The 23,837-nt window shown below is 58.2% G+C and carries 19 protein-coding genes; 10 read left to right on the top strand and 9 right to left on the bottom strand.

The window, feature by feature from the left end; translation table 11 throughout:
- Nucleotide 1: 1 nt before the first annotated feature.
- Entirely contained in the window at nt 2–1,024 is a 1,023-nt protein-coding gene (locus tag H598_RS22960; RefSeq protein WP_051252221.1) for a helix-turn-helix domain-containing protein, read from the bottom strand.
- Nucleotides 1,025–1,060: 36 nt separating this feature from the next.
- Nucleotides 1,061–2,662 (bottom strand): SLC13 family permease, encoded by a 1,602-nt coding sequence (locus H598_RS0101055; protein ID WP_028111339.1) that lies wholly within the window; start codon nt 2,660–2,662, stop codon nt 1,061–1,063.
- A gap of 323 nt (nt 2,663–2,985) precedes the next feature.
- On the opposite strand from H598_RS0101055, the gene H598_RS0101050 reads away from it, so the two are divergent.
- The 8 genes from H598_RS0101050 to H598_RS0101015 all read left to right on the top strand — a co-directional run bounded on the left by H598_RS0101050 (nt 2,986) and on the right by H598_RS0101015 (nt 11,702).
- Complete coding sequence (locus H598_RS0101050; protein ID WP_028111338.1) at nt 2,986–3,621, top strand: hypothetical protein; 636 nt, start codon at nt 2,986–2,988, stop codon at nt 3,619–3,621.
- A 14-nt stretch (nt 3,622–3,635) separates the two neighbouring features.
- Complete coding sequence (locus H598_RS0101045) at nt 3,636–4,106, top strand: CYTH domain-containing protein (protein ID WP_028111337.1); 471 nt, start codon at nt 3,636–3,638, stop codon at nt 4,104–4,106.
- Nucleotides 4,107–4,110: 4 nt separating this feature from the next.
- Entirely contained in the window at nt 4,111–5,436 is a 1,326-nt protein-coding gene (locus H598_RS0101040) for a hypothetical protein (protein WP_028111336.1), read from the top strand.
- A 255-nt stretch (nt 5,437–5,691) separates the two neighbouring features.
- On the top strand, nt 5,692–7,062 hold the full coding sequence (locus H598_RS0101035) for an OprO/OprP family phosphate-selective porin (RefSeq protein WP_028111335.1): 1,371 nt from the start codon (nt 5,692–5,694) through the stop codon (nt 7,060–7,062).
- Nucleotides 7,063–7,074: 12 nt separating this feature from the next.
- Nucleotides 7,075–7,902 (top strand): hypothetical protein, encoded by an 828-nt coding sequence (locus H598_RS0101030; protein ID WP_028111334.1) that lies wholly within the window; start codon nt 7,075–7,077, stop codon nt 7,900–7,902.
- Nucleotides 7,903–7,976: 74 nt separating this feature from the next.
- A complete protein-coding gene (locus H598_RS0101025) occupies nt 7,977–8,645 on the top strand; it encodes a DUF47 domain-containing protein (RefSeq protein WP_028111333.1) in 669 nt (222 codons plus the stop codon).
- A gap of 12 nt (nt 8,646–8,657) precedes the next feature.
- Entirely contained in the window at nt 8,658–9,701 is a 1,044-nt protein-coding gene (locus H598_RS0101020) for an inorganic phosphate transporter (RefSeq protein ID WP_028111332.1), read from the top strand.
- A gap of 204 nt (nt 9,702–9,905) precedes the next feature.
- A complete protein-coding gene (locus tag H598_RS0101015; protein ID WP_028111331.1) occupies nt 9,906–11,702 on the top strand; it encodes a cation:proton antiporter in 1,797 nt (598 codons plus the stop codon).
- Here H598_RS0101015 and H598_RS0101010 read toward each other — a convergent pair.
- Nucleotides 11,688–12,287 carry a LysE/ArgO family amino acid transporter gene (locus tag H598_RS0101010; RefSeq protein WP_028111330.1) on the bottom strand — a complete coding sequence of 200 codons (600 nt, stop codon included), beginning with the start codon at nt 12,285–12,287 and terminating at the stop codon, nt 11,688–11,690. The genes H598_RS0101015 and H598_RS0101010 overlap by 15 nt on opposite strands.
- 121 nt (nt 12,288–12,408) lie before the next feature.
- Between H598_RS0101010 and H598_RS0101005 the strand changes: the two genes are divergently transcribed.
- On the top strand, nt 12,409–13,305 hold the full coding sequence (locus H598_RS0101005; protein WP_028111329.1) for a LysR family transcriptional regulator ArgP: 897 nt from the start codon (nt 12,409–12,411) through the stop codon (nt 13,303–13,305).
- A 68-nt stretch (nt 13,306–13,373) separates the two neighbouring features.
- Here H598_RS0101005 and H598_RS0101000 read toward each other — a convergent pair whose 3' ends face one another.
- The 5 genes from H598_RS0101000 to leuA form a co-directional block, all read right to left on the bottom strand.
- Entirely contained in the window at nt 13,374–14,684 is a 1,311-nt protein-coding gene (locus H598_RS0101000; protein ID WP_028111328.1) for an outer membrane protein transport protein, read from the bottom strand.
- Nucleotides 14,685–15,092: 408 nt separating this feature from the next.
- Nucleotides 15,093–15,686, bottom strand: a complete 594-nt coding sequence (gene leuD / locus H598_RS0100995; protein WP_028111327.1) for a 3-isopropylmalate dehydratase small subunit — start codon at nt 15,684–15,686, stop codon at nt 15,093–15,095.
- 9 nt (nt 15,687–15,695) lie between these two features.
- On the bottom strand, nt 15,696–17,093 hold the full coding sequence (gene leuC, locus H598_RS0100990) for a 3-isopropylmalate dehydratase large subunit (RefSeq protein ID WP_028111326.1): 1,398 nt from the start codon (nt 17,091–17,093) through the stop codon (nt 15,696–15,698).
- Nucleotides 17,090–18,196, bottom strand: a complete 1,107-nt coding sequence (gene leuB, locus H598_RS0100985; RefSeq protein ID WP_028111325.1) for a 3-isopropylmalate dehydrogenase — start codon at nt 18,194–18,196, stop codon at nt 17,090–17,092. The genes leuC and leuB overlap by 4 nt, the downstream gene beginning before the upstream one ends.
- Nucleotides 18,193–19,743 (bottom strand): 2-isopropylmalate synthase, encoded by a 1,551-nt coding sequence (leuA, locus tag H598_RS0100980; RefSeq protein ID WP_028111324.1) that lies wholly within the window; start codon nt 19,741–19,743, stop codon nt 18,193–18,195. Before leuA ends, leuB begins: the two co-directional genes overlap by 4 nt.
- A 480-nt stretch (nt 19,744–20,223) precedes the next feature.
- On the opposite strand from leuA, the gene H598_RS0100975 reads away from it, so the two are divergent.
- Complete coding sequence (locus H598_RS0100975) at nt 20,224–21,984, top strand: tetratricopeptide repeat protein (RefSeq protein WP_169629181.1); 1,761 nt, start codon at nt 20,224–20,226, stop codon at nt 21,982–21,984.
- Here H598_RS0100975 and recQ read toward each other — a convergent pair.
- Nucleotides 21,950–23,779 (bottom strand): DNA helicase RecQ, encoded by a 1,830-nt coding sequence (recQ, locus tag H598_RS0100970; RefSeq protein WP_028111322.1) that lies wholly within the window; start codon nt 23,777–23,779, stop codon nt 21,950–21,952. The genes H598_RS0100975 and recQ overlap by 35 nt on opposite strands.
- Nucleotides 23,780–23,837: the final 58 nt, after the last annotated feature.

Here is a 23,837-nt window from a genome sequence, read left to right as displayed (position 1 = left end):
GTCAGACCTCGGGGATCAGGTGCCGGGCCACCGTCAGGGTCTCTGACGGCGTCTTGCCCAGGGTGTAACGGCCGGCAATGGCGAACTGCTGATTGTATCTGGCCAGCCACTCCTGCAGTTGCTGTTGCAGGCTATCGAGGTGATCGAGCCGCTGGGCTTTAAACAGCGGCTCATAAAACTCATTCCAGACCAGGGTGTGAAACCGGGCACCCAGGCCGTTCACCACCGGGCCGTTATAGGCTCGCATGTGGATATGATGACAACCAAGTTCGGCGATCGCCTGCTGAAACGGCTGGCTTTTACTGCCAAAAAATTCCGCGCCTTTGTCGGTCAACAGGTTAGTAATCGGCAACCGCTGCTGCTGGTACCAGGGCGCCACCTGGCGCAGCAGAAAATCACGGGCATGGCTGGCGTCGTTGCTGTCGCTGACCCAGGCATGGGCAAACTGGCTGTAAGCATCAAGGAAAGTGTGTTGATACAGGGTTCCCAACCCGCCAACGTTGCCCAGCTTAAAGGTATCCTGAACGCAAACATCGCCGGGGTATCGGCACTCCAGTCCCATCTGATCCTGCTTAATCTCATACAGGTGCTCCACCTGACGACGGGACTCGCCTTCCAACTCCTGCCGCTGATTGAGGGCGCTTTGCAACGCCAGCAACCGGTTTTGCTTGGTCTCCAGGTTGTGCCGAACCCAGATGGCGCGAACACCACTGGGAGAGATGGTGCAGCCACGGGCCGTCAGCAATTCCGCCGCCCGGGCCTGACCATAGTTGGGGTAGTCCAGTGCAATCTCAATCACCTGGGATTCCACCTCCGGCGACACTCGGTTCTTGATCGCCGGCTTCTTGCGCGACAGATTACGCAACCCTTGTTCACCGGCACTTTCGTACTGCCGCTTAAAGCGGTAATAGCTGTCGCGGCTGTAACCCATGATGTCACAGGCACGACTGATGCTTCCCAGCTCCTTGGCAAGCTGAAGCAAGGCCAATTTACTGCGAATATCGCCACTGCTTTTGTTGGTCACTCTGTCGCCACAATGTAGAGGTAAGTTGCTCCGAGATTACCAGAAAACACCATTGGGGGTGTAGCCTAACCACTTGAACCAGGTTTCTCCCAACAGAATGCTGGTTGCCCAGCCGATCATCAGCATGGTAAAGCCAAATTTAAAGGTGTCCGACAGGCTGTAGTGATCGGTGGAGTACAGCAACAGCGCCGGTTTGCTGTTAAAGGGCAATACGTACACGTGCTCAATCAGCAGCGCCACCGGCAACGCCAGGCTCATCACCGGGTAGCCAAACCGCTGTGCCACCCCGATGGCGATGGGCACAAACAGCATGGTACGCATGGTTTTGGATTGAAACACCAACGAGCTCAGCAACATACAACCGGTTAACGCCACATAAAATACCCAGAACGGCGTGCTGGCATCCAACCCGAAGTGCTCCAGCCCGGCGTTCACCACCAGGTTGGGCAGATCGGTTTGCTTAAAGCCGGCTCCCAGGGTGTAAGCGCCGGCAGAAAACATCAGCAGGTGCCAGGGAATGTCCACCTGATTCCAGTTCACCACGCCGATGCGTGGCGACAACGCCACGATGGCACCGATGAAGGCTACCGCGGTGGCGCTGACACCGTGATAGCGATCCGTCGCCCAGAAAAACAGGATGGTGACAAAAATCAGTATCGAGCGAACCTCCAGCCGACTGACTGGCCCCATGGCCTTGAGTTCTTGCTGCAACCGCTGCATGCCGCCTTCGATCTGTGGCAACCGCTCTTCCGGCGACAGCGGGAAATACACTCGGGTCGCCAGCAGCCAGCCGATGACGATCATGCACACCACGATGGGAAAGGCCACCACCATCCAGTCACCGAAGAAGAAGTTGCCGCCGATGGCACCGGCGATCAGGCTGGCCGCCAGCAGGTTGGCGCCGGACCCGGTCACAAAGGCACCGGCACACAAGTTAATCTGCAACAGGTTCTGCAGCACCAGGTTGCGGCCAAAGTTGTTTTTGTTGTCACCACCGCGGGCGCCGTACACCGCGGCAATCACCATAAAGATTGGCATCAGGATCGCCGCCTTGGCGGTAGTCGCCGAGATGAACGCCGACAGCACCAGGTTAATGACCATGAAACTGTAGAAAATCGGAGTGGCACTGGTGCCGAAGCGGCAGATAAACCACAAGGCAAAGCGCTTGGCGGCGCCACTGCTCACCAGCATCGAAGCCAGAATGAACGACAGAATATTCAGCCACATGATCGGGTGGCCCAACTGCGCGTAGGCGGTGCGTTCCGGCAGCACCCCGGTCAGCACCATCAAAATAATGACAATCAGTGAGGTCAGATAGTTAGGCAATGCTTCGGTGATCCACAGAATCACTGCACCGCAAAATATGGCCAGCATCGCCACACCGTGCAGACTGAACTGGTCGGCGCCCACATTGGCAAAATGACCGGCCGCGGTTTTTCCCAACATCTGCACATCGATGTTCTGCAGAAAGGCCGGCACGTCGCCCAGCATCAGAATGCCGAATACCGCCGCGGCAATCGCCAGCCCCGACCGTTCCAACCACTGTTCGAAGGTGGACTTAACCCGCACCGGCAGATGTTCCATCCGGTACTGACTCATGTCGAGCGGGTCGTCCCTAAGCACTTTTTCACTGTTCATTATTATTTTGCCTATCCATCCATTTGATGGGGACAAAGTAACCATTCACTTTGCAAAAAACCTAGATCCAGATCATCAATAAACACAATTAGTGCTTTTTTAATCTGAAGCCAAACCGACAAAAACAAACACCAACAAGCTCACAAACCATTGATTAACAACCACAAAAACAACCAACACTGACCATTGCGCCAATATAGAATGTAAGATTAGATAAAAACTAATTGGAGCAAAATTGATCGCGATCACATCACAGGCGTGGTGACCGGCATAGCATAAATGGCGAAACAATAATCACAGAATGACTCAAAAAGGATTGCCCCATGGCTGAACTGAAAATCGGTGAGATCTCCAAACCTCGTTTTGAATTCCGTACCTTCGGACAAAGCTTCGAAGCGGCCCATGAGCGGATGGCGCGCCTGTCGGTTCCGGTACCGGAAAAAGTGTGGTGTCGCCACAGTGAAGAGATTTACATCGTGTCCAGCACCAACGACCTGAACAACACCAAGATTCGTGATGGCAAGATGGACATCAAAACCTTCGTCCAGGCCGTCGACGGTCTGGAGCAGTGGGATCCTAAACTGAAGGCGGAATTCCCGGTGTCCAAACAGCAACTGGAACAGGAGATCTTCCCGGCCTTTATGGTTGAAATGCCCGCTCTGGAAGCGCAACAGTATGATCTGCAGGCATTCCTTGCCCTGATCGACGCTCACCCGGATCTGCAGTCGGTCCGCATCAACAAAGAACGCTTCGGCTACATGGTCAACAACAGCATCTGTGAAGTCGCCAATGTCTTGGTCAACGGGGCAAAAATTGTCAGCATCAACTCCGAGTCCACCGAACTGGAAGACATTCAGAAAACCATCAGCGATGTGGGCCTGGAAGGGGTCGAGAACATCAACTACCTGCAAGCCATCAAGCGGGTGATCGGCATGACCAACAAGCCGCTGGCAAACTAAGAGGAACCGCAGACATGACTTTGGAAATTGAACGCAAGTACCTGGTGAACGACGACTCGTTCAAGGCGGACTCACACAAACAGACCCGCATTGTCCAGGGCTACCTGAGCAGTGCCCCGGAACGCACCGTCCGCGTCCGCATCAAGGGGGACAAGGGCATCCTGACCATCAAAGGGATCGGCAGCGAAAGTGGTGCCTCCCGGTTTGAATGGGAAAAAGAGATCGCCCTGGAAGACGCGCAGGCGCTGCTGAAAATCTGTGAGCCCGGGGTGATCGACAAGACCCGCTACCTGGTCAGCCACCAGGGCCACACCTTTGAAGTGGATGAATTTTATGGCGAAAACCAGGGACTGACCGTCGCCGAGGTCGAACTGGAATCGGAGCAGCAACAGGTACACAAGCCGACTTGGCTGGCGCAGGAGGTCACCGGAGACGTGCGTTATTACAACTCCATGCTGATGAAAACCCCCTATACCAGCTGGTAAGACTATGATTTCGCTGTCCATTGCCGACAAGTATCACCTGCAATTTCAGATCGGACTGACTCAGAAACCGAGCAGCACCGAGTGGAAGTTGCACCTGCTGCTGCCGTCGGCCATGGTCAGCGATGAAGACAGCCTCAGTGCCACCCGTTTTTATCAAAATTTACTGCAGCAACAACGACTCAGCTCACCGGGACAACCCCAGCCCGGCGACCTGAAGCGTTACTGCCAATTGCTGCATGGTGGTCACGCCATGAAAGAGCGCCAGTTCAAGCGGATGTTGGCGGATCTGGTCAATGGGCTGCTGCATCAGTTTGAGCAGGCTCAAGGGGATCAACTGCTGGCGCTGCGCAGCCCGCTGTGCCGATTTCTGCGCCTGGACCGAAGCCTGACCGCCCCCAAGCAGCGCAAGCTGTACAAACTGGCCCGGCAACTGATTGTTTTTCAGTTCAACCAGGCCCTGCTGCGTGAACGCCATGGCGGTCGCTGCAGTCAAACCCGTCAAGTTCGTCGTTACCTGCTGCTACTGGAACATTACGCCCGGCGGCAAGGGATTCGCCTGGGACACGAGCAGGAAGCGGGACGGGAAAAGATGCTGGAAAAACTCGGGCTGTGCCAGCGCATCATCGATCGGCCTTATCAGCTGCAGCGACGCTTACTCAAAGGTACCCAGATGGCAGAGCAGCTGATTTTTGGCTTCTCGGCGGCGATGGCCATGGCGTTTGCCACCGGCATCGCATTCGCCACCCAGCGGGCCTTTGGTAACTTCACCACGCCATTTTTTTTCTCACTGGTATTCTCCTATATCTTCAAGGATCGAATAAAAGAGCTGGGTCGTAACTACCTGGTTGAGAAATTTTATTCACGTTTCTACCAACACCACTATCGATTATATAAAGCCAGTGACAAAGAGCCGAGCTTGGATATTAAGGAGAGTTTTTATCACCCAAAAGGGAAAAAACTCGACGTTTTGATTTCCACCCTAAAAAAATCCCTGACCTCGGCAGAGACCTCTCGTATCGAAGCCGCTTGGTCCTACCGTCGTCAGTATTCTTTCCGCCAACACAAAGCCATCGAGCAGTCGAATAAATTTCACGATGATCTTACACTAAACCTGAGCCGCCCACTGCGACTCCTGCCCAGCCAGATTCGAACCATCTGGCAGCAGGAGAGTCAGCAACTGCGCAAGGTGGACGTGCATCAAGTGGTGCCAATCTACCTGATCATTGAGACCCGGGAGCAGGCTCAGGCCAAGGTGAAACTGTTTCGATTGCACGCCAGCAGACGAGGCATACACCGTATTAAGGAGATCGAATCCGGCAGCAGGAAATAGCCAACAATCCCGACCTCACCCCCACACCTTAATAACCGCCTCCGCTGGCGGCGCTGCCGTTTCGCCTTCCAATTCCCCAGCAATAGCCTTCGATTTTTCTTTTCTCAAAGCGTGATTAAGACTGTAAGAAAAGGTTGAGATTAGTTGATTTGGATCACGTTAAAAAAATGTACATAGAACTATTCTAAGTTCGGACAATGAAGCAACGACTTCAAATAATCTAATAAGGATGAACTCCTTTGGAGGAGACACATTATGGCTCGCTATCCAGTTACTTCCGTCGCCTTGGCTGTTGCCGTCGCTCTTACCGGATTTGCCCCGCAAGCATTGGCTACCGACGATCAAAAACTTTCCGAACTTGAACAACGCCTCGAAGCCCTTGAGATCGAACTGATCGAAGCCCGGGACGCCGCCAAGAAAACCGACCGGGTCAAGTTCTCCAAAAGCTCTCCGGCGCCAACACTGGTCTCCAAAGATGGACGTTCTACCCTGAATTTCAAAGCCCGCATCCAGGCCGATTACGTCGATGTGGATGAGATGTACGAAGGCAAGAAACTCAACTACGAACCGGCCCATAAAGACACCAACATCCGTCGCCTGCGCCTGGGCATCGAGGGGCAGTTTGCCCGCCTGTGGGAGTATGAGATTGAGCTGGACTTCGCCGACAGCGAAGTGGATCTCAAAGACGCCAAGGTCACCTGGGAGGGTTGGGACGATCAGAAGCTGACTCTGGGTTTCCAGAAATACGCCTTTGGTATGCAGGGCACCCAAAGCTCCGCCCATCAGATTATGATGGAACGAGCTTCGACCGATACCTTCTCACCAGACCGGGCCCTGGGCGCACAATGGCGCTACGCCGGCAATAACTGGGCCATGGCACTGGGGTACGGCATCGACTTCTCCAAACTGGAGGAGGAAAAGTGGGACAGCGATGAACAGGACTTCGAAGAGGAGGTCAGCTACCCGGAAACCACCATCATCAACGCTCGCGTCACCGGCACGCCGATCCGCAGCAACGACAACCTGCTGCACCTGGGTGCCAGCTACCTGATGATGGACATCAACGATGACATTGGCGAGCTGCGCTACCGGGCTCGTCCGGCCTCCAAACCCGCCAGCCGCATGATCGATACCGGTAACTTCGACGCCAAAGGTGCCCAGCACTACGGCGCCGAAGTGCTGTATCAACACCGCAATCTGCTGCTGCAAGGGGAATACATTGCCGCCAAGGCCGATGCCATCGACAAGCCCGATGTGGAGGTCGACGCCTACTACCTGACCGCCTCTTACATACTGACCGGGGAAAAATGGCGCTACAGCCGTAAAAAAGGGGTAATGAAGTCGCCCCGTCCCGACAAGCCGGTGTCGGCCGGCGGTTGGGGCGCCTGGGAAGTGGCGGTCCGCTATGACCAGGCCAACTTCAGCGACAACAGCCTCAAGTACGGCGGCGACATGACCAACTACGTGGTCGGCCTCAACTGGTACCTGGAAGACAACCTCAAGGCGCAGCTCAACTACGTCTACGCCGAAGGGGAGTACGACAAGAGCTTCGATGACATCAACGGCATCGAACAGAACGATCAGGACACCAGCATCATTCAGGCCCGCCTGCAGTTTGCTTTCTAAGGAGCTTACCCCATGCGTATGAATACGTTTTTGTGGGGATTGGCCAGCCTGTGCCTGGGCAGCAATGCCCAGGCCCTGACCAAGGACCACTTCGATAAGATCGAATACGCGGTCAATATCGGCACCGGCACCACCCTGCCCTACGCCACCGATACCCTGACCGATGAGTTCAATGCCGCGTTCAGCTTCATTCGGTTCGAAGACTCGCCCTCGGAAAAGCTGGTGACCTATTTTGACACGCCGGATCGGGCCCTGAAGCAGCAGGCGCTGCAGATTCGAGTCCGGGAGCACGTTACCAAGCCCAGTAAGAGCAAGATTACGGTCAAATTGCGGGCCACCGACCCTCAAGGCTTTGGCGACATCAGCGGCTACAAGAAAGCGGAGATCGATTACGACGGTGACAAAACCAAGTACAGTGTCAGCTACGACATTCCCTATTCGCCCGACGACATCAATGTAAAGTCACTGGCCTTTGACGTGGTCATTGACCACATCCGCAATCACGACGACGCCTGGGCGCTGGTCAAAACCATACTGGAACAACGCGGCGACGATCTCAAACAAACCGTGGTGATGCGCACCTACGACTGGGAAGGCTACATGACCGATCCCCGTTTCGACGGCATCGAAGTGGACTTTCAGGTCTGGACCCCTTACTACCGCCGGCCAAGAACCGCCTTTTCAGACTTCTCCTTCAAGGGGCTGACCAAGGATCGGGACGAGCTGGATCAGGCCTTTCAGTATCTGTACGACCAGGTGCAGGCCTCCGGCCTCACCGACGGCATCCACACCGGCTCCAAGACCAAGGCCACATTCAAGATGACACCCGGGTTCCACTAACCCTGCCGCGGAGCCCGCAATGGGCTCCGGATTCCCGCTCCACCCCGACTCACTCTCTAGCACAAGGAGGCCGCATGCTTTGGTTTTCCAAAGTCACGTCTTTACTGAATCAAAGTCAGAGCACCGAAACCCAGGTGTACCAGTTTCTCGATCACGTTACCCTGGCCCACCACAAATTTGCCCGCCTGTGGCAAATCTACCTCAAGAGCGGGGCCAACTGCCCTGAATTCGATGACACCCTGGCCGAGCTGCAGCAGATTGAGAGCTCGGCCGACCAGCTGCGACGAGAGATCGACACTCGATTGTATGCCCGCACCCTGATCCCGGATCTGCGCTCCGATGTGGCGCTACTGATCGAGCTGACCGATAAGCTGATGAATCAGCAGGAAACCATCGGCGTGCATCTGAAAGTGGAGCAGCCCACCATTCCAGCGCAGGTCAATGACGATCTCAACGACCTGTTGCGTCTGGTAGGCGAAACTTTGGATCACACCGTCCTCTGCGCCAAGAGTTTCCTCACCGATCTGCAGCGGGTGCAGGAATACCACCAGAAGGTGATCCTGTTTGAAAGCGATGCCAACAAGGTGTGCATTCGGGCCAAGATGACCCTGTTTGACACCGACCTGCCCCTGACCAACAAGGTGCAATTGCGCTATTTCTTCGATCGCATCGACGACGTCGCCAACATCGCCGAAGACATCAGCGACCGGGTGTCGGTATTCACCCTTAAACGCATGCAATAACGGGAGCGGAGCATGGAAATCGCAACGCTCATCTTTCTCTCAAGCGGGCTGTTTCTCGGCTGGTCGCTGGGCGCCAACGACGCCGCCAATGTGTTCGGCACCGCGGTGGGATCACGCATGGTTCGCTTTGGTACCGCCGCCGCCATCTGCTCGGTGATGGTCATTCTTGGGGCGGTCATCAGCGGCGCTGGCGCCTCCCACACCCTGGGGTCACTGGGCAGCATCTCCGCCATGGGCGGCGCCTTTACCGTGGCCCTGACCGCCGCGCTGACGGTGTACATGATGACCAAGTGGGGACTGCCGGTCTCCACCGGCCAGGCCATTGTCGGCGCCATCATCGGCTGGAACCTGTTCAGTGGCACCGACACCGACACCAAGGTGCTGAGTAAGATTGTCACCACCTGGGTGGTGTGCCCGCTGCTGTCGTTCGTCACCGCCATTGTGCTGTACAAAATGGTGGCCTGGGGCATCAATCGCGGCCGCCCCGGGTTATTCTCCCTGGACAACTGGACCCGCATCGGCCTGATCGTGGCCGGCGCCTTTGGTTCCTACAGCCTGGGCGCCAACAACATCGCCAACGTCATGGGGGTGTTTGTCTCCAGTGCGCCGTTTGAGCCGACTCAATTACTCGGCATCGCCTTCACCCCGGCCATGCAGCTGTTTCTGCTCGGCGGCCTGGCCATCAGCGTCGGCGTCTTTACCTATTCCAAGCGGGTGATGATGACCGTCGGCGATGGCCTGATCCCCATGACCCCGGTTACGGCCTGGGTGGTAGTGATGGCTCACTCCATCGTGCTGTTTCTGTTCTCCTCTCAAGGGCTGTCGGACTTGCTGACCGATGCCGGGCTGCCGGCCATTCCATTGGTACCGGTGTCCAGCTCCCAGGCGGTAATCGGTGCCGTCATCGGCATCGGGGTGTTGAAACAGTTACCGATTCAATGGCGGGTGCTGGTGCGGGTGGTCATCGGCTGGTGCAGCACTCCGCTGATCTCCGCCCTGGGGTGCCTGCTGTGCCTGTATCTGGTCCAGAATGTGTTTTCGGTAACCGTGCTATGACGCCGATAACCGCCACGCCAGTCAACGGTGGTCAACGCCGCCACCGCAACCGTCGCCGCTTCTGGTGGCAGAGTCGGCGGCGACTGCCGGCCTCGCTACCATCACCCCATTGTCACTCCTGACATTGCGCCTCGAAAGGGGCGCTTTTTTTTCGCCAGCGCAAATCTGTTCTAGCCTTAACACACCGTCAGAATCAGGAGCACTATGGTGTCATCCCCATTGATTTCATTGGCGCTTATCGGCTTGCTGTCCATTGTCTGTCAATGGCTGGCATTCCGGCTGCGTCTGCCTGCCATTCTGCCGTTGCTGCTGACCGGACTGGCGCTCGGCCCCGGCCTGCAACTGTTGTCGCCAGACCGGTTGTTGGGAGAACTGCTGTTTCCGCTGGTATCGCTGGCGGTGGCCATCATCTTGTTCGAAGGCGCACTGACCCTGAAGTTCAGCCAGCTGCAAGATGAGAATCGACTGGTGCTGAAACTGGTGTCCATCGCCATGCTCATCACCTTTGCCCTGGCGGGCCTGTCGGCCTTTGTCCTGCTGCCGCTGTCCTGGGAAGCCGCCGCCCTGCTCGGGGCGCTGGTGGTGGTCACCGGGCCGACGGTAATCGCGCCGCTGCTGCGCAGTGTGCGGGTTTCCGGCAAGTTGGCGACCCTGCTGCATTGGGAAGGGATCATCATCGATCCCATCGGCGCCCTGCTGGCGGTGCTGGTGTACGAATTCATCACCGCCAGCCAGGGTCAGGCGCTGGGGCAGGCGCTGGCCACCTTTACCATGACGGTCGTGGTGGGCAGTGCCACCGGCGCCAGCGCCGGCTTCCTGCTGGCCCGGGCGCTCAAAAAGCGGATGTTCCCACGCTACCTGGAAAACGTGGCGGTACTGACGCTGGTGCTGACGGCCTTTGCGGTCAGCAACGAATTGATGCACGAGTCCGGCTTATTAACGGTCACCCTGATGGGGATCTGGCTGGCCAACAGTAAGGACTTGGATCTGGAACCGATCCTGGCATTCAAAGAGACCCTGACGGTGCTACTGATCTCCGGATTATTCATCCTGCTGGCGGCCAGGCTGGGACGGGAAGATCTGACCTACCTTGGCTGGGACGCGCTTGGTTGGCTAACGATCCTGCTGCTGATCGCCCGACCGCTGGCGGTATGGCTGGCCACCATCGGCAGTAACCTGTCACCACGGGAACGGTGGTTGCTGGGGTGGATCGCCCCCAGAGGCATCGTCGCCGCAGCCATCTCGTCGCTGTTTGCGCTAAAGCTGGCCAGCACCGGCCTGTTGGGAGCGGAGCAATTGGTGCCGTTGGTGTTTATGGTGATCGTTGCCACCGTGCTGCTTCAGAGTGTCCTGACCGCGCCCTTGGTGCGGTGGTTGGGCCTGGAGGCACCGGATCGCAATGGCTTTATGATTTTCGGCGCCAACCCCTTTGCCATCGCCGTGGCCAGGCAGCTGCATCACTACGGGATTCCGGTGCTGCTCAGTGACACCAACTGGGACAATCTCAGCCAGGCCCGTATGCAGGGACTCTCCGTCTACTACGGCCATCCGACCTCTGAGCACGCCGACAGTCAGCTGGATCTGACCCTGATCAGCCGGTTGCTGGTGCTTAGCCCCTACCGCCAGCACAACACCGAAGTGGCCTACCATTTTCAGGATCGTTTCGGTCTGGAACGCGTCTACCGGCTGCCAGAAGCCAACCAGGGCAATGCCAATCGCCAGCAGGCAACCGAACGCCATCAACGGCTGTTTGGCGAACACTGCAGCTATGGCCTGTTGCACCAGCGCATGCACGCGGGCCATCAGATTAAAGCAACCGGACTGACCGACAGTTACGACTGGCCACAGTATCAGCAGGACAACCCGGAAGCGCTGCCACTGTTCGCCCTAAACGACAAAGGGCGCCTGCGGGTGTTTACCGCCGACGCCCCGTTTACTCCGGCCCCCCAGTGGCAGGTGGTGGCCTTGTGCCCGCCGGAATCCCGCTCAGTTGAGCAGTAGCTTGACGGCGATGCCCCACATCAGTGCCCACACCAGCAGATCGATGGCGCGCCACACCTTGGGAGTGGACAGCACCGGCGCCAACCGGGCGGCGCCAAGGCTGAGGCCCAGGAACCACAGCAACGACGCGGTGACGGTACCGGCATAGAATGACCAACGGGCATCGCCAAACTGGGCGCCGATGGAGCCCAGCAACACCAACGCATCCAGATACACATGGGGATTCAGCAGGGTCACCGCCAGGGTGGTGATCAACACCTTGCGGCGACTGGCGATGGCTTCACTGGCCTGCATGCCCCCCTGACCGGCAATGGCCCGGCGCAGTGAGCACAAGCCGAACCACAGCAAAAAGGCCGCACCACCGTACTGCGCCACCGCCAGCAACTCGGGGGTATCGGTAATCAAGGCGCCGACACCGGCCACACCGAGGCCGATAAGAATCACGTCCAGCAAGGTGCATACCAGCGCCACCATCAGATGGTACTGTCGCTTCAACGCCTGGCTCAGGACAAAGGCCCCCTGGGCACCGATGGCCATGATCAACCCGGCACCGACCCCTAATCCATTGATGTACGCTGAAACCATTCCCGACTACCTCTACCTGAACCCTGTGGGCTTGTGACTTGATGGCGCTCATTGTAGGCTGGGGCAATGATTAACAAAAATTAATAGTGCTAATGAAATATTAGCGGAGCTTATTAACATCATGTTCGATTACAAGCTGCTGGAAGCCCTGTCTGCCGTCGCCCGTCTCGGCAGTTTTGACCACGCCGCCCGCGAACTGGGACTGACCCAATCGGCGATCTCGCAGCGGGTGAAACTGCTGGAACAGCGGCTAGGACGGCCACTGCTGGTGCGGGCCCACCCCATCCGCCCGACTCAGGCAGGGCTGGCACTGATGCGACATCAACAGCAGGTGGCAATGATGGAGTCCACCCTGTCGACGACCCTGACCGATGAACAGGAAAGCGCTTACAGCACCATCCGCCTGGCGGTCAACGCCGACAGCTTGGCGACCTGGCTACCGACGGCACTGGCGCATCTATTTGAACACCACGACGTATTATCGGAGCTGACGGTGGAGGATGAAGTGGTCACCCTGGAGCGACTGCGACGAGGCGAAGTGGCCGGCTGCATCTCTGCCCACGCTCGGGCGGTCCAGGGATGCCGTTCCACCCTGCTGGGGGCCCTGGGCTATCAACTGGTGGCGACCCCCAAATTCATCGCCCGCCACTTTGCCGACGGCATCTGCGCCCAAACCCTGATGCAGGCCCCGACCCTGTTATTTGGTCGGGACGACGAACTGCTGACCCGGTTTCTCGGCCGCCATTTCGGCGACGCCAATGGTCGGCCGCCCCACCACCAACTGCCCTCATCACAAGGGTTTCTCGATGCGGTGTTGCAACACATGGGCTATGCGCTGTTGCCACAACCCCAGGTTCAGGACGCCCTGGCTCAGGGCCAGCTTAAATCCCTGAGCGACCACCGCATTCAGGTGCCGTTGTATTGGCACAGCTGGCGCCTGCAAAGCCCGGTGATGGAAACCGTTGGCCACACCCTGATTCAGCACGGTAAGTCGGCGTTACTCAAGCACAAGGCTTGAACAGCACCGGCCCCGAGGCATAAAAAAACCGGCGAACAGGTCGCCGGTTTTTCTCAGTTCAGGGTCGATCAGAACACGTAGCTAAGCTGGGCGCCCACCAGAACCACATTGCCTTCGATGCCACCGCTGTAGCTGATCTCGGCATTACCCATACCGGAGATAGGCATCACCATGGTTTCGTTGACCGGCGCATCTCCAGTAGCCTCGATGTAAGTCAGGGCCAGATCCAGGGTCAGATCCTTCTGCAACTGCCAGGCCGAGCCAATGGAGAACCACAGGCGATCCGAGTCAGGAATGGTCAGGGTACGATCGGCATCACCCACTGCGGTTTTGTCGTAGGCCATGCCCGCGCGCAGGGTCCAGATGTCGCTGGCCTCGTAGGTGCCACCCAGGGCAAAGCGCCAATTGTCTTTGAAGTTTTCCTCTTTGAGCAAGTTGTTTGGCTCACCGGGGAACTCCACAACCAGGGCTTCAAACGCGCTCCAGTCGGTCCAGTTGATGGAACCGTGCATGGCGAATCGCTCAGTCAACTGGTGGAAGGTGGCAAACTCAGCGTACGCTGGCAATGGCAGCTTCAGGCTGCCAGGCTTGCTCGCCCCGGGAGCCAGACCGAAGCCCGCTCCGGTGGCATCGCCTTCCAGTTCCACCTCGATCTCGCTGTGGTAGGCCAGACCAATGCGGTGGCCAGCAGCGGGTTCCCAGGTGGCACCGAGCCGGTAACCAAAGGCCACGCCATCACCTTCAACCGACTTGAGAACGGCACCGGTGGAACCCGAAGGCAATACACCCAGCCCCTCAGCCCAGGCAGGAACCGTCGCCTCGACTTTGCCATCGCCGTACAGGGCACGCAAGGCCACACCAAAGCTCAGGGCATCACTGGCCTTGTAGGCCAGGCTGGGGGCAAATTCGATGGTGGTGACTTCGGTGGTGGAACCAAAGATCGCGGTAGCATGGCCCGCAGGCACTTCGGTCGCCAGGCCGTAAGAGGAGTTCAGTGCCACGCCAATGGCCCACTGATCCGACAACCGGTTGCTGTAGTAGAAGTTGGGGACCAGGGCCGCCGGCGCGAAGTCGTCCGCATCCGCTTCACCAGGGCCAGTGGCGTACACCGGGGTGCCATTGAGGCTGACGCTGACGTCACCCTGAGAGTCGATGTTAGGATCGACATAGATGGCACCCAGAGACAGTTGCTGCCCATCCAGTTGCATCAGCAGCGCCGGGTTGCGCCCTTGTGCACTGGCGTTATCGGCAATGGCCGCTTCGCCGGCAAATGCCCGCCCCAGACCTGTTGCGGAATACTCGGCCAGCTGGAATCCAGCCCCCTGGGCCTGCGCCGCCAGTACGGTGGCAACAACGGCAGCAACTACACGAATTTTCATACTCTCCCCAAAACCTTATCCGGTCATTTTGATTTGTCGCCATAGTAGAGAGAGAAAAAAATAGTGCAATTACTCCTGAATCGAATTGTATAAAAACCCTGATTCAAAACAGATACTCAGAATAATTCACCGCAAAGAAGATCGTTTGACACAGCTTTGATGGCCGCAAAGCTGAACGAGTGTACCGAACGTTTACTCTAAATTCTGAGCTAAAAAATAAAAAGCCAGATAAATCAAATCATTAGATGGCAAAATTGGGCGCACAGTGTACGCCCAAGCCACAAAATCAAAACAGTGAATTTCACCAGTAATAATGAGTACGCCAAAATAGGCATTTCAAACCATTGAAAATAAAGCATTTACACTGGTCGGAGCTGATCGCCAATACCGATTTCAGCGTACATCTGATTACTGTCGCCAGGCGGGAATGCTGCCTTCGTAGTCATCAATGGCGTGCTCATGGCTCAGCGTCAAGCCGATGGCATCCAGACCGTTGAGCAGATTATGGCGAGCATCGTCATCCAGAGTAAATGACCAGCTCTGCTCACCACATTGCACCCGACACCGCTGCAGATCGATGCTCACCGGCGCGACTGCCGCCGCCTGAATCAACGCCTGAACCTGAGGCTCCGACAGGGTCACCGGCAGTAAACCGTTATTGATGGCATTCTGATAGAAGATGTCGGCGAAACTGGGGGCAATGATGGCCCGCAAGCCGAAGTCGGCTAACGCCCAGGGCGCATGCTCGCGGCTGGATCCACAGCCGAAATTTTCCCCGGCAATCAGAATGGTGGACCGATCCCAGGGGGACTGGTTCAACACAAAATCCGGATTGGGCTGCTGACCCTCATGATCCAGATAGCGCCAGTCATGGAACAGGTGCACCCCAAACCCCTCGCGAGTGACCTTGGCCAGAAACTGCTTGGGAATGATCTGGTCGGTATCGATGTTGGCCCGGTCAAGCACCGCGGCCGTGCCCTGATGGTGAATAAATGGCTGCATGTTGAGCTCCTACAAAGTACGAATGTCGACGAACCGGCCCGCCAACGCCGCGGCGGCGGCCATGGCCGGGCTGACCAGGTGAGTACGACTGCCCCGCCCCTGTCGCCCTTCGAAGTTACGATTGGATGTGGACGCACAGCGATCGCCCGGTTCGAGGCGATCGTCGTTCATCCCCAGGCACATGGAGCACCCGGGCAGGCGCCATTCAAAACCAGCATCGATGAATACCGCATCCAACCCCTCCTGCTCCGCTTGCTGTTTTACCAGCCCGGAGCCAGGCACCACGATGGCATCGACACCGGGGGCGACCTTGTGGCCTTTAGCGATGGCCGCCGCCGCCCGCAGATCTTCAATGCGCGAGTTGGTGCAGGAACCGATAAACACCTTGTTGATGCTGACCTCGGTTAATGCCGTTCCCGGCGCCAAGTCCATGTATGCCAGCGCCTTGATGGCGGCAGACTGAGCCACTAACTCCTCAAACGCCTCGGCGGCAGGCACCGGCTGGTCGATGGCGATCACCTGACCCGGGTTGGTGCCCCAGGTCACCTGGGGAGCGATGGCGGCCCCGTCCAACACCACCTCGGCATCGAAGCTGGCATCGTCATCGCTGTGCAGGCTGCGCCAGTGTGACACCGCACTCTGCCAGGCTTCACCTTGAGGCGCCATGGGGCGGCCCTCGAGGTAATCAAACGTGGTCTGATCCGGAGCAATCAGTCCCGCCTTGGCACCCAGTTCGATGGCCATGTTACACACGGTCATTCGCCCCTCCATGGACAGGTTGCGAATCGCTTCGCCACAAAACTCCACCACATAACCGGTACCACCACCGTGACCGACCCGGCCAATGATCGCCAACACGATGTCCTTGGCGGTAATGCCTGGTGCCACCGCGCCCCGCACCTCAATTTTCATGGTCTTGGCCCGGCGCTGGCGCAGGGTCTGGGTGGCCAGCACATGCTCGACTTCGGAGGTACCGATGCCAAACGCCAGCGCCCCAAAGGCGCCGTGAGTGGCGGTGTGGGAATCGCCACAGACAATGGTGGTGCCCGGCAGGGTAAAGCCCTGCTCCGGCCCCATCACATGAACAATTCCCTGATTCTGATGATGGATGTCATACAAGGTGATGCCGAATTCACGGCAGTTGGCTTGCAGAGTCTCCACCTGAGTCCGGGCCAGCGACGGCAACGCCTCAATGGAGCGGGTCCGGGTAGAGGTATTGTGATCCATGGTCGCCAGGGTTTTGCCGACCGCCCGAACCGAGCGACCGGACTGACGCAGACCATCGAACGCCTGAGGGGAGGTCACCTCGTGCACCAGATGACGGTCGATGTACAGCAACGGTGTCTGCCCCTGCGGGACATTCAGGGTGTGGCTATGCCAGATTTTCTCATACAGGGTTTGGCTCATTGCGGGGTTCCTCCGGCGATGCGGGCGGCGATGGCATCGCCCATCTGGGCGGTCGTTAACGCCTGTTGACGGCGTTCCGGCGGCAACAGTTCGGCGGTCATCTGGCCGGCGGCGAGGGCCTCGGAAACCGCCCGGTCGATGGCATCGGCGGCCGCCTGCTCACCCAGGCTGTGGCGCAACATCAGGCTGGCCGACAGAATCTGCGCCACCGGGTTGGCAATGCCGCGACCGGCGATGTCGGGGGCACTGCCCCCGGCCGGCTCATACAGGCCAAAACCGCTTTCATTGAGGCTGGCAGACGGCAACAGCCCCATGGAGCCGGTGATCATCGCCGCTTCGTCGGAGATGATGTCGCCAAACAGGTTCGAACACAGCATCACATCGAAATCGTACGGTCGGCGCAGCAACTGCATGGCGGCGTTATCGATGTAGATGTGCTCCAGCTCCACATCGGGATAATCTTTGGCCATGGCGTTGACCTCTTCACGCCACATCACCGAGCAGGCCAGCACGTTGGCCTTGTCCACCGACGCCACTTTCCCCCGGCGTTTGCGGGCGGCTTCAAACGCCAGCCGGGCGATGCGACGAATCTCATGGCGGCTGTAGGTCATAGTGTCAAACGCGGTTTCTTCGGCCCCCTCACCCCGGCGCCCCTTTGGCTCACCAAAATAGATGCCGCCGGTCAACTCCCTGACCACCAACAGATCCATGCCTTGACCACTGATGTCCGCCCGCAGGGGCGACAAAGATTCCAGCCCCTGGTGAATCTGCGCCGGACGCAGATTACAGAACAACCCGAAATGGCCCCGCAACGGCAACAGCGACGCCCGCTCCGGCTGCTCCGCCGCTGGCATCCCTTCCCATTTGGGGCCGCCGACGGAACCGAACAGGATGGCGTCGGCCTGCTCACAGCCCTGCAGGGTTTCCTCTGGCAATGCCCGGCCATGGCGGTCGATGGCAATGCCACCAATGTCGTGAGGGTGGTAATCCAGGGTAAAGCCAAACTGGCCGGACGCGGCCTGCAACACCTTGATGGCTTCCGCCATCACCTCCGGGCCGATGCCGTCCCCGGCCAGTACTGCGATGCGATGCTGCCTGCTCATGCTTCCTCCAAGATACGTTGTTTTTTCTGTTGAATCTGTTGCTGCCTGTGGATCAGGTTATAGACCCGAACCAGGGCGATGGCGGACGACTCGATGATGTCGGTCGACAGGCCCATGCCATGAAAGGTGCGCCCCTCAAACTCGGCGGTGATGTCCACCCGACCGAGGGCGTCGTGACCGCCGCCTTCGGCGCCGATGTGGTAGCTTTTGATGGCCAATTGATGGCCGGTGGCCCGGGCGATCGCCTTGTAGGCGGAATCCACCGGACCGTTGCCGGTGGCCGCCTCGGTCATCACCTCTTCGCCCACCTGCATCTCTACCGATGCGGTAGCAAAATGACTGCTGCCCGCCTGCACGTTCAACTGACGAATCTGGTAGTGGGCTTCCTCTTCACGCTGATTCTCAAAGAACAGCAATGCCTCCAGATCGTAATCAAACACCTGGCCTTTCTTATCCGCCAGGGTCAGGAAACGTTGATACAGGGTCTCGAGATCGAACTCGCTGTCGCCATACCCCATCTCCGCCATGCGGTGTTTAATGACGTGACGACCAGAACGGGAGGTCAGGTTAAGGTTGTTGCGCCCCAGACCGATGGACTCCGGGGTCATGATTTCATAGGTATTCTGAGACTTGAGCACCCCGTCCTGATGGATTCCGGAGCTGTGGCTAAAGGCGTTGGCACCGACGATGGCCTTATTGGACTGAATCGGCATGTTGCACAGACGACTGATGGTCTGACTGACCCGGTGGATCTCGGCCGGGTTGGCCCCCACTTCCAGCCCAAAGCGGGCCATGCGGGTCTTGAGGATCATGATCACCTCCTCCAACGCCGCGTTACCGGCACGTTCGCCAATGCCGTTGATGGTACCTTCTACCTGACGGGCGCCGGCTTCCACCGCCGCAATGGAGTTGGCCACCGACAAGCCGAGATCGTCATGACAATGGACCGAGATCACCGCCTGGTCGATGTTAGGTACCCGTTCAAACAGGGTGCGGACAATGCCGCCAAACTCGGTGGGGGTGGTGTAACCCACGGTGTCAGGAATGTTGACGGTGCGGGCGCCGGCTTTGATGGCCGACTCCACCATCCGGCACAGGTTGTCGATGGGCGTGCGCCCGGCATCTTCACAGGAAAACTCGACGTCATCGGTAAACCGACGGGCATAGCGAATGGCATCGGTGGCCATCTCTTCCACCTGGGAGAAATTGCGCTTCAGCTTGCTTTGCACATGAATATCCGAGGTCGAGATGAAGGTGTGAATGCGAAACTGATCCGCCACTTTCAGGGCTTCGGCGGCGGCATCGATGTCGGCCTGCACCGCCCGGGACAAGGCACAGATGCGGCTGTCCTTAATGGTGGCGGCAATCTGACGCACCGAATCAAAATCCCCTGGCGATGACACCGGGAAACCGGCCTCGATGATGTCGATGCCCATCCGCTCCAATGCCCGAGCAATCTGCAACTTTTCGTTGACCGACAAACTGGCGGCCAGCGCCTGCTCTCCGTCTCTCAATGTGGTATCAAACAAGATTACCTGATCTGTCATTACTGCCTCCCTGACAACCCGTCCCCATGCGCAAGCAAAAAAAAACCCGCGCTCTAAGGCGCGGGTTGGCTATGCTCGAGTGGTACTGTTTTTAGTCCACGACCGGCCGGCCCGCGCAGCGTCCTGCTAGGGTTAGGCTTAGTAGTAGGGTGGAACCAAAAACGTTGTACATAAAAATTCAGTTTATCGTGGTTACGAAGTGACCTAACTATGGCGGTATTTCGCAAAGCCTGTCAACCACTAATCCTCGGGACGAGGGAAATTTTCGCTTTTTTCGGACCGACTTTCCCCCTTCGCCGCCGAAACTTCGACACCATCTTGTGGCATTTAAGCAACAATTACTGTCACTTACAGATTCGCCTCCGACTCAGTTCTGGTGCCGCTTTTGAGAGCCACCTCGCCCTGTCGGTATCCACTTCTTTACCAATGTGTAACAGAAGCATTATCCTATAGGCCTACCCTTTATTTATGCAGGCCATAATGCTGTCTCCGATTAGGATGATTGGAATCCTGCTGCTGATGCTTCTCCCCTGGAGCGCTCTGGCAGACGACCTGACCCAACGCCTGGACGCCTTGACCCTCGAGGTGCAGTTGAGTGCGCCCGACAGCTACGCCCACCTGGATAAGCTGGGCCCGCAGATTCAGTCGGCAACCCCTCTGCAACAGATGCGCTGGCATGTGTTGCGCTGTGAATCTGCCGCCAGCAGTCGCTCCCTGTCCGAAGTTCAACAGGTGGTCCGCCAGGGCCTGGCACTGGCCGAAAAGCTGCAGCAGCCGCAACTGTCCGCCTACATGAACGCCTGTGAAAGCGGCAAACTGATGACCCAGGGGCAGTATGAGCAGGCCCTGCAAAGCATCAATCGCGCCATCAATGACGACAATGCCTACGGCGCACTGGGCGTCAGCCTGCTACGACGGGCCGACATCTACGCGGATCAAGGCAACCTGGAATCGGCGCTGGATGACCTGTATCAGGCCCTGACCTGGCTGGAAAGTACCCACGATTACCCCCCCCTGTATCAGCCTCACCCGGCCATGCTGTCCTACTCGCTGGCACGAACCTATTACTACCTGGGGGATTACCTGCGCAGCGACACCCTGTTTGAACAGGCGATTCGGGAAGCACCTTCGGACTCGGTGCTCAGCTGGGTGATTCGCGTGAACCAGACCTTCACCCTGATGCAGCAGCAGCGCTTTATCGAAGCCAGCCAGCAGATGGAGAGCCTGGACGCCCTGGTACCCAACATGAACCTGACCGATCAGGCCCATTTCAATCTGCTGTACGCCCACCTGAGCCTGAAGCTGGACCGTTACGCCAACGGCTACCACTACGCCGAGCTGGCCATCAGTCAATTTGGCGAGCTGGGCATGGATGAACGCCAGGCCCGGGCCCGGGGCTTTCTGGCCGAATCGGCCTTTCATCTGAAGCGGTTCGAAGACGCCCGCTATCACCTCAACCTGGCCCGGGAACGCTACCGGCAGGACAACGACACTCGAGTCCTGGCCGATCTGGATCGCATCGAATCGGAAGGCGAGGCCCTACAGGGGCATTACCAGAAAGCGTATCAGCTGCAGTTGTCGTATCAGAAAGCCTACGCCGGCCTGCAGGAGCAACTGCGAAAAGACGCACTGCTGCAACAGCAAGCCCAACTGGATCAGCGCATCGACCGCAGTCGCGAGCGACTGGCTGCCCAATCAGAAGAGTACTTTAAACTACACAACAAGTTGATGATCTGGCAGGTCATCGCCTCGCTGAGCCTGTTGTTATGGCTGATCTGGCTGCTGTTTAAGCTCACCAGCAACAGTGGTGCCGGCGCCGGCAACCGGCCGCTGCAGAATCAGGACTGGCGCAGCCAGCTGGAGCATGCCCTGGCCACCACAGACAGGACCCTGCCGGTGGTGCAGTTCAATTGGGAAGGCCCGCCCTTAAGTGAATTGGACCGGAAACGGATTCTGAGTCGGGATCTGCGCATCAATGACATCATGCTGGAACCCAGCGATCATCAGTTGCTGATGCTGCTGGTGGATGCCAGTGAAGCCGAGGCCGAGCGGCTACGCTATCGCCTCAGCCGCAGCCTGGTGGAAGCCGGCTACCTGAATATCACCACCGGCGTGGCCCGTTCTCACCCTCTGGATCGCAGCGACTCCCTGTTGGCACGGCTGGAGTGCAATCAGATTCAGCACAGCTTGATGCGGCCGGAAAACATCATTCGTCCAAATAAGCCGCAATGGCATCGATGAACTGCTGACCGTAGCGTTCCAGTTTCTTGGCCCCCACCCCGTTGATCCGCAATAGCGTCCACTCTGTGGTCGGCAACTCACTGGCCATCTCCGCCAGGCTGGCATCGGAGAACACTTGATAGGGCGGAATCCCCGCCTCGTCGGCCAGGGTTCGGCGTAACTGCTTCAGCAGGGCAAACAGGCGTCGATCGTAGTTTTGCGGCAACAGTCGGCTGCGGCCCTTGCCGGGTTTGGCCAGCACAATGCGGGGCTCTGCCAGCTCCAGCTTTTGGCTCCCCTGCAACACTGCCCGGGCCGCTGGATTCAACGTCAGCGCCATGGAGCGGGTAATGTCCTGATTCACCAAGCCATGGTGAACCAACTGACGCAACACCGACAACCAGTGATCACTGGAATGCTCGCTGCCAATGCCCCAGGTGGTCAGCTTGTCATGGCCCCGCTCTACCACGGCGTGGTTCTTGCTGCCTCGCAGCACCTCGATGACGTGGCCCATGCCAAACCGCTGCTTCACTCGGTAGATGCAGCTGAGGGCCTTGCGGGCCTGCTCGGTGGCGTCGAAGCGTTTCGGCGGATCCAGGCAGATATCGCAGTTGCCACAGGATTCGTGGGCCGGTTCATCAAAGTAGTTGAGCAGCACCTGTCGCCGACAGGTCTGGGCCTCGGCAAAGGCTGCCATGGCATTGAGTTTGTGAATGTCCACCGGGTTGGGCTCACGGTCACCGCTCTCCAGCAACTGCCTGACTCGGGCGATATCGCCAGGATCAAACAGCATCAGGGCTTCGGCATCCAGACCATCACGACCGGCACGGCCAGTCTCCTGATAGTAACTCTCAATGGATTTCGGCAGATCCCAGTGCACCACAAAGCGGACGTTGGACTTGTTGATGCCCATGCCAAAGGCCACCGTGGCCACGACGATGTCCACCTGCTCACGCAGAAACGCCTCCTGCACCTGATTACGCAAATCCGACTCCAGACCGGCGTGATAGGCTTCGGCAGCGAATCCCTCCTTGCGCAGCTTTTCGGCCACCTCTTCGACCCGCCGCCGGCTGCCACAGTAGATGATGCCGGCGTTACCTTTCTGCTGCTGCAGGAAGGTCTTCAGCTGAGTGAAGGGGCTGAGCTTGTCCATCACGCTGTAGCGGATGTTGGGCCGGTCGAAGCTGGACAGGTGCTCGTAGGGCTGGTTCAGCCTTAACCGCTGCACGATGTCGACCCGGGTGGCCTGATCGGCGGTGGCGGTCAGGGCCATCATCGGAATATGGGGAAAGGCCTGTTTGACCTCGCCGAGACGGGCGTATTGAGGGCGGAAATCATGGCCCCACTGACTGATGCAATGCGCCTCATCCACGGCAATCAGCGATAAGGGCCATTCCGCCAGCCGCGCCATCATGTCCGGTGCCAGCAACCGCTCGGGTGAGAGATAGATCAGCTTGATCTGGCCATCCCGAATGGCGGCCAGGCTGGCCAGCCACTCCTCACGGCTCAAGCTGGAATTGAGCGCCACCGCCCCGATCCCCAGCTGACGAACGGCGTCGACCTGATCTTTCATCAGCGACAACAACGGTGACACCACCACGGTGACGCCGTCGAGCAGCAACGCCGGTAGTTGGTAACACAGGCTCTTGCCACCGCCTGTGGGCATGATCACCAACCCATCCTGCCCCTGACAGGCCGAAGCCACCACCTGTTGCTGCCCGGGACGGAACTGACGGTACCCAAACACTTGCTGAAGTAGGGCCAGCGCGGGATCGGTGCAATCGGAAAGGGGCGTGGCGGCGGCAGTGGAGTCCATGAATCTCAATACAGGTCACAAAAGGCCCGTTATTGTAATTCAACTGGCCGCGCCTGTC

This window comes from Ferrimonas kyonanensis DSM 18153, assembly GCF_000425405.1.
Classification (GTDB): Bacteria; Pseudomonadota; Gammaproteobacteria; order Enterobacterales; family Shewanellaceae; genus Ferrimonas; species Ferrimonas kyonanensis.
The sequence above is the reverse complement of the archived record's forward strand: the minus strand, read 5'-3'. Positions and strand labels throughout refer to the sequence as shown.

What these genes read in the sequence shown, in the direction of transcription:
- H598_RS0101050 (WP_028111338.1), top strand. Translation starts at nt 2,986, where the DNA reads ATGGCTGAACTGAAAATCGGTGAGATCTCCAAACCTCGTTTTGAATTC.
- H598_RS0101015 (WP_028111331.1), top strand. Translation starts at nt 9,906, where the DNA reads ATGGTGTCATCCCCATTGATTTCATTGGCGCTTATCGGCTTGCTGTCC.
- H598_RS0101010 (WP_028111330.1), bottom strand. Translation starts at nt 12,287, where the DNA reads ATGGTTTCAGCGTACATCAATGGATTAGGGGTCGGTGCCGGGTTGATC.
- H598_RS0101055 (WP_028111339.1), bottom strand. Translation starts at nt 2,662, where the DNA reads ATGAACAGTGAAAAAGTGCTTAGGGACGACCCGCTCGACATGAGTCAG.
- H598_RS0101030 (WP_028111334.1), top strand. Translation starts at nt 7,075, where the DNA reads ATGCGTATGAATACGTTTTTGTGGGGATTGGCCAGCCTGTGCCTGGGC.
- H598_RS0101005 (WP_028111329.1), top strand. Translation starts at nt 12,409, where the DNA reads ATGTTCGATTACAAGCTGCTGGAAGCCCTGTCTGCCGTCGCCCGTCTC.
- H598_RS0101040 (WP_028111336.1), top strand. Translation starts at nt 4,111, where the DNA reads ATGATTTCGCTGTCCATTGCCGACAAGTATCACCTGCAATTTCAGATC.
- H598_RS0101000 (WP_028111328.1), bottom strand. Translation starts at nt 14,684, where the DNA reads ATGAAAATTCGTGTAGTTGCTGCCGTTGTTGCCACCGTACTGGCGGCG.
- leuB (WP_028111325.1), bottom strand. Translation starts at nt 18,196, where the DNA reads ATGAGCAGGCAGCATCGCATCGCAGTACTGGCCGGGGACGGCATCGGC.
- leuD (WP_028111327.1), bottom strand. Translation starts at nt 15,686, where the DNA reads ATGCAGCCATTTATTCACCATCAGGGCACGGCCGCGGTGCTTGACCGG.
- H598_RS0101045 (WP_028111337.1), top strand. Translation starts at nt 3,636, where the DNA reads ATGACTTTGGAAATTGAACGCAAGTACCTGGTGAACGACGACTCGTTC.
- H598_RS0101020 (WP_028111332.1), top strand. Translation starts at nt 8,658, where the DNA reads ATGGAAATCGCAACGCTCATCTTTCTCTCAAGCGGGCTGTTTCTCGGC.
- H598_RS0100975 (WP_169629181.1), top strand. Translation starts at nt 20,224, where the DNA reads ATGCTGTCTCCGATTAGGATGATTGGAATCCTGCTGCTGATGCTTCTC.
- H598_RS0101025 (WP_028111333.1), top strand. Translation starts at nt 7,977, where the DNA reads ATGCTTTGGTTTTCCAAAGTCACGTCTTTACTGAATCAAAGTCAGAGC.
- leuA (WP_028111324.1), bottom strand. Translation starts at nt 19,743, where the DNA reads ATGACAGATCAGGTAATCTTGTTTGATACCACATTGAGAGACGGAGAG.
- leuC (WP_028111326.1), bottom strand. Translation starts at nt 17,093, where the DNA reads ATGAGCCAAACCCTGTATGAGAAAATCTGGCATAGCCACACCCTGAAT.
- H598_RS0101035 (WP_028111335.1), top strand. Translation starts at nt 5,692, where the DNA reads ATGGCTCGCTATCCAGTTACTTCCGTCGCCTTGGCTGTTGCCGTCGCT.
- recQ (WP_028111322.1), bottom strand. Translation starts at nt 23,779, where the DNA reads ATGGACTCCACTGCCGCCGCCACGCCCCTTTCCGATTGCACCGATCCC.